The organism is Mycolicibacterium arseniciresistens (genome assembly GCF_030519285.1).
Classification (GTDB): Bacteria; Actinomycetota; Actinomycetes; order Mycobacteriales; family Mycobacteriaceae; genus Mycobacterium; species Mycobacterium arseniciresistens.
Genome location: NZ_JAUMSQ010000129.1, coordinates 1 through 4256 on the forward strand (window position 1 = coordinate 1; position 4256 = coordinate 4256).

Below are 4256 nucleotides of genomic sequence, written 5' to 3' on the forward strand. Positions count from 1 at the left end.
CGGCGCCTCGGCCGCCCAGGTCGGCCGCGGCCACGGACTGCCCGCCGACCGGCTGCTGGTCGCCGAACCCGGGACGGCGATGACGCTCGGCGCCTACCGCGTCACGCTTCTCGAGTCGGAACACTGCCCACCCGACCGGTTCCCGGGTGCGATCACCGAACCCGTCACGCCGCCGGTGCGGGCGTCGGCCTACCGCTGCGGCGAGGCGTGGTCGACGATGATCGAGCACTCCCCCACCGGACGGCGGCTGCTGATCGTTGGCAGCGCGGGCTTCGTGCCCGGCGCGCTCGACGGCAGCCAGGCCGACGTCGTCTACCTCGGGGTCGGCCAGCTCGGCGTGCAGCCCGAGCGCTACCTCGTCGACTACTGGACCCACGTGGTGCGCGCGGTCGGCGCCCGCCGCGTCGTGCTCATCCACTGGGACGACTTCTTCCGGCCGCTGCACCGGCCGCTGCGGGCGCTGCCCTACGCCGGCGACGACCTCGACTTCTCGGTGCGCGTGCTCACCCGCCTCGCCGAGGCCGACGGCATGCCGCTGCACCTGCCGACACTGTGGCAGCGCGAAGATCCCTGGCTCACCTGATCCGGACATACGAAGGCGGCAGCGGCATCCCGAGGTCGGCCAGCACCGCGCGCAGCCGGGTCGGGTAGTCGGTGATGATGCCGTCGGCGCCCGCGGCGATCTGCGCACGCATCGCGCCCTCGTCGTTGATCGTCCACGGGATCACCCGCAGGCCCGCCGCGTGTGCCCGGTCGACGAATGCCCGGTCGGCCACCAGCGCGAAGCCGGGATCGGCGGGCGTCTGCCCGTAGGGCACCGAGTAGCCCGGCGACAGGATGTTCGCGCCGACTCGCAGCGCGGCCGCGATCGGGTCGGGTGTCGCCGCCGGGTCGATGCCGGCCAGCCACGGCGAACCGGGCACCCAGGTGGTCTCGTCCCACAGCGCGACCAGCGGGATCGACGGCTCCGCCCGGCGCACCATCGGCAGCGTGCGCCAGTCGAAACTCTGGATGTCGACCCGGCCCACCTTGCCCGCCGCCCGCACCGCAGCGAGGATCACGTCCACGAAGACCTCCGGCGGCGCCGATTGCTCGGGGTGTTCGGCCTCCACCTTGGTCTCGATGTTGAACCGCACGTCGGCCCCGAAGTCGTCGGCGAGGGCGAACACCTCGGGCAGGACGGCGATCCTGTTGCCCCGCACCACTTCGGCGTCGGGGTAGCCGGCCAGCAGCTTGCCGCAGTCGAGCGTGCGGATCTGGGCGAGGGTGAGCTCACGCACCAGCTTGCCGACGTAGGGGAACTGCGGGTCGCCGGGGAACGCCGGGGCGGTGCCCGCGCACTTCTCCGGTTCGATCCTCGGGTCGTGCCACACCAGCGGCTGGTCGTCCCTGGTGACGACGATGTCGAGTTCGAGCGTGCTGACCCCCAGTTCGAGCGCCTTGGTGAACGCCCGCAGCGACTCCTCGGTGGTCTCGCCGCGCCCACCCCGGTGCGCCTGCAGATCGAAGCCCGACGGCTGCGCGGCGGCAGGGGGTGCGCCGCCGAACGCGACCGCGGCGGCGACGAGCATGATGAGGGTGGCAGCTCTGCGCATGGCTGAGACGTTATCGGCGCCGGCGCAGCCGCAGGCAGGCTCGAGGCGGACCAACGCAGTTTCGTCATCGAAAGTTCGGAAGGATGTCACGCGCGTTGGTCATGAGCCTGCTGCTGCTCGCCGTCGTGCTGGCGTTCGCGGTGGTCCGCCCGCGCGGGCTGCCCGAGGCGGTCGTCGCCGTGCCCGCCGCGGCGCTGCTGGTCGGCATCGGCACGATCTCACTCGACGACGCCGCCATCGAGATCCGGGAACTGCTGCCGGTGGTCGGGTTCCTGGCCGCGGTGCTGGTGCTGTCGCGGCTGTGCGACGACGAAGGGCTGTTCCACGCCGCGGGCGTGCTGATGGCCCGGGTCAGCGCAGGCGATCCGCGGCGCCTGCTGCGGATGGTGTTCGTCGTCGCGGCCGCCGTCACCGCGGTGCTGAGCCTGGACGCCACCGTGGTGTTGCTGACGCCGGTGGTGATCGCCACCGCGGCGACCCTGTCGATACCGGCGCGGCCACACGCCTATGCCACCGCCCACCTGGCCAACAGTGCGTCGCTGCTGCTGCCGGTGTCCAACCTGACCAATCTGCTGGCATTCGCGGCGGCCGGGCTGTCGTTCACCCGGTTCGCCGCACTGATGGCGTTGCCCTGGCTGGTCACGATTCTCGTCGAGTTCGCGCTGCTGCGTTGGCTGTTCGCCCGCGATCTGGCCGTCACACCGCGGCACGCCGACCACCCGCCGCCCGCGGAGGTGCCGGTGTTCGTGCTCGTGGTGCTGGCGCTCACGCTGCTCGGCTTCGCGCTCACCTCGCTGGCCGGGCTGGCACCGGCCTGGGCGGCACTGGCCGGGGCGGTGGTGCTCGGCCTGCGCAGCCTCGCGCAGCGCCGAAGTTCGGTGGCCGGCATCGCGCGAGCGGTCAACGTGCCTTTCCTGGCGTTCGTGCTCGCGCTCGGCGTGGTGGTGAAGGCGGTGATGGTGCACGGCCTCGACGACGGGATGCGCGACGTGCTGCCCGGCGGCCACACCCTGCCCGCGCTGCTGGGGATCGCGGCCGTCGCCGCGGTGCTGTCCAACGTCGTCAACAACCTGCCTGCGGTGCTGGTGCTGCTCCCGCTGATCGCGGGCGCAGGCCCGGCCGCCGTGCTCGCGGTGCTGATCGGGGTCAACATCGGGCCCAACCTCACCTACGTCGGATCGCTGGCGAACCTGCTGTGGCGCAACGTGGTCCGCAGACACGACATCCCGGCGGGCGCGCTCGCGTTCAGCCGCGTCGGACTGGTCACCGTGCCGCTGACCCTGGTCGCCGCGGTGGTCGCGCTCTGGGCCGGAATCCGGCTGATCGGTGTCTGAGCCGTGGCGTACCGAGCGGATCCGGCCGGGACTGGGCACAATTGCACCCGTGGTGACGTTCAGCAGATACGTCGCGATCGGAGACTCCTTCACCGAAGGGGTCGGTGACCCGCATCCGGGCAGCAGGAACGGGTTGCGCGGCTGGGCCGACCGGGTGGCCGCCCACCTCGCCGAGGACCATCCGGGCTTCCGGTACGCCAACCTCGCCGTGCGTGGCCGGGTGATGGACGACATCGTGGCCGAGCAGATCCCGCTGTGCGCGCTGCTCGAACCCGACCTGATCACCGTGTACGCAGGCATGAACGACCTGATGGCGCTGGCCGTCGACACCGACGCGGTGATGGCCCGCTACGCCGACGGGCTCAAGGCGCTGCAGCAGACCGGCGCGGTGGTGCTCGCCTTCACCGCACCCGACCTCGGCGCCAAGCCGCTGTTCCGCGGACTGCGCGGCCGGGCCGCCATCTACAACGAACTGCTGCGCACCACCACCGACGACCTCGGCATCGGCCTGGTGGACTTCTGGCGGTTCGACGAGTTCCGCGACCCGCTGCTGTGGGACGGCGACCGGGTGCACCTCTCGCCTCTCGGCCACGAGGTGATGGCGGCGCGGGTGCTCGAGGCGCATCCGGACACCGGGTCACGCGCGGCGCCGGTGCCGAACTTCGTCCCCGCGCCGACGTCAGGCGCCGACGTGTACACCAATGTCCGGTGGGCGATCTCGTTCGCCGCACCGTGGGCGATCCGGCGGCTGCGACGGATGACACCGGGGGCGGGCATCGAGCCGAAGTCGAACACGCTCATCAGCGTCGGCTGACGTGGTGTCCGCATGCCGGCGTTCACGCACCATTGAGGTGCCGTTCGCAATGGCCGAGTAGCACGGCTGACGTGCCCGACGATCCTGGCTCCGCCGCCCCGCGCGTCGGCGGACTCCACCTGCAGTTCGGCGCCGACGCCGCGACCGAGGTCGTGGTGTCCTGGCACACCGCGGCGCCGGTGCGCCACCCCCGCGTGCACTACGGCACGCCCGCCGACGGGTTCCGCGAGGTGGCCGACGCCGAGACGACCGGCTATCGGGATGCCATGTCGGGCACGGAGATCCTGGCCCACCACGCCCGGCTGACCGCGCTGCGGCCCGGCACGAACTACGTCTACGCCGCCGTGCACGACGGCGCCGAGCCCGCGCTGGGCACCGTGCGCACCGCCCCGCGCGGCCGGGCCCCGCTGCGGTTCACCAGCTTCGGCGACCAGGGCACCCCGATGCTCAACGCCGCGCGCAAGGGCCGCTTCGTCAGCGACAGCATCGGCTCACCCGCCGCGGGCGACATCA

4 protein-coding genes and 1 pseudogene are annotated in these 4256 nt (G+C 72.4%); 4 read left to right on the forward strand and 1 reads right to left on the reverse strand.

Going from position 1 to position 4256, the window contains the following annotated elements; all coding sequences use genetic code 11:
- Positions 1-583: pseudogene (locus Q2100_RS17055) on the forward strand (MBL fold metallo-hydrolase); the annotation flags it as partial.
- Here Q2100_RS17055 and Q2100_RS17060 read toward each other — a convergent pair.
- A complete protein-coding gene (locus Q2100_RS17060; protein ID WP_302915034.1) occupies positions 576-1595 on the reverse strand; it encodes a glycerophosphodiester phosphodiesterase family protein in 1020 nt (339 codons plus the stop codon). The pseudogene Q2100_RS17055 and the gene Q2100_RS17060 overlap by 8 nt on opposite strands.
- A gap of 83 nt (positions 1596-1678) precedes the next feature.
- Between Q2100_RS17060 and Q2100_RS17065 the strand changes: the two genes are divergently transcribed.
- From Q2100_RS17065 to Q2100_RS17075, 3 genes are all read left to right on the forward strand, one after another.
- A complete protein-coding gene (locus Q2100_RS17065) occupies positions 1679-2929 on the forward strand; it encodes an SLC13 family permease (protein ID WP_302915035.1) in 1251 nt (416 codons plus the stop codon).
- Complete coding sequence (locus Q2100_RS17070) at positions 2922-3743, forward strand: SGNH/GDSL hydrolase family protein (protein WP_302915036.1); 822 nt, start codon at positions 2922-2924, stop codon at positions 3741-3743. The genes Q2100_RS17065 and Q2100_RS17070 overlap by 8 nt, the downstream gene beginning before the upstream one ends.
- On the forward strand, positions 3740-4256 hold a 517-nt coding region (locus tag Q2100_RS17075), incomplete at its 3' end, for a fibronectin type III domain-containing protein (RefSeq protein WP_407667642.1). The genes Q2100_RS17070 and Q2100_RS17075, both read left to right, overlap by 4 nt.

What these genes read in the sequence shown, in the direction of transcription:
- Q2100_RS17065 (WP_302915035.1), top strand. Translation starts at nt 1,679, where the DNA reads ATGTCACGCGCGTTGGTCATGAGCCTGCTGCTGCTCGCCGTCGTGCTG.
- Q2100_RS17060 (WP_302915034.1), bottom strand. Translation starts at nt 1,595, where the DNA reads ATGCGCAGAGCTGCCACCCTCATCATGCTCGTCGCCGCCGCGGTCGCG.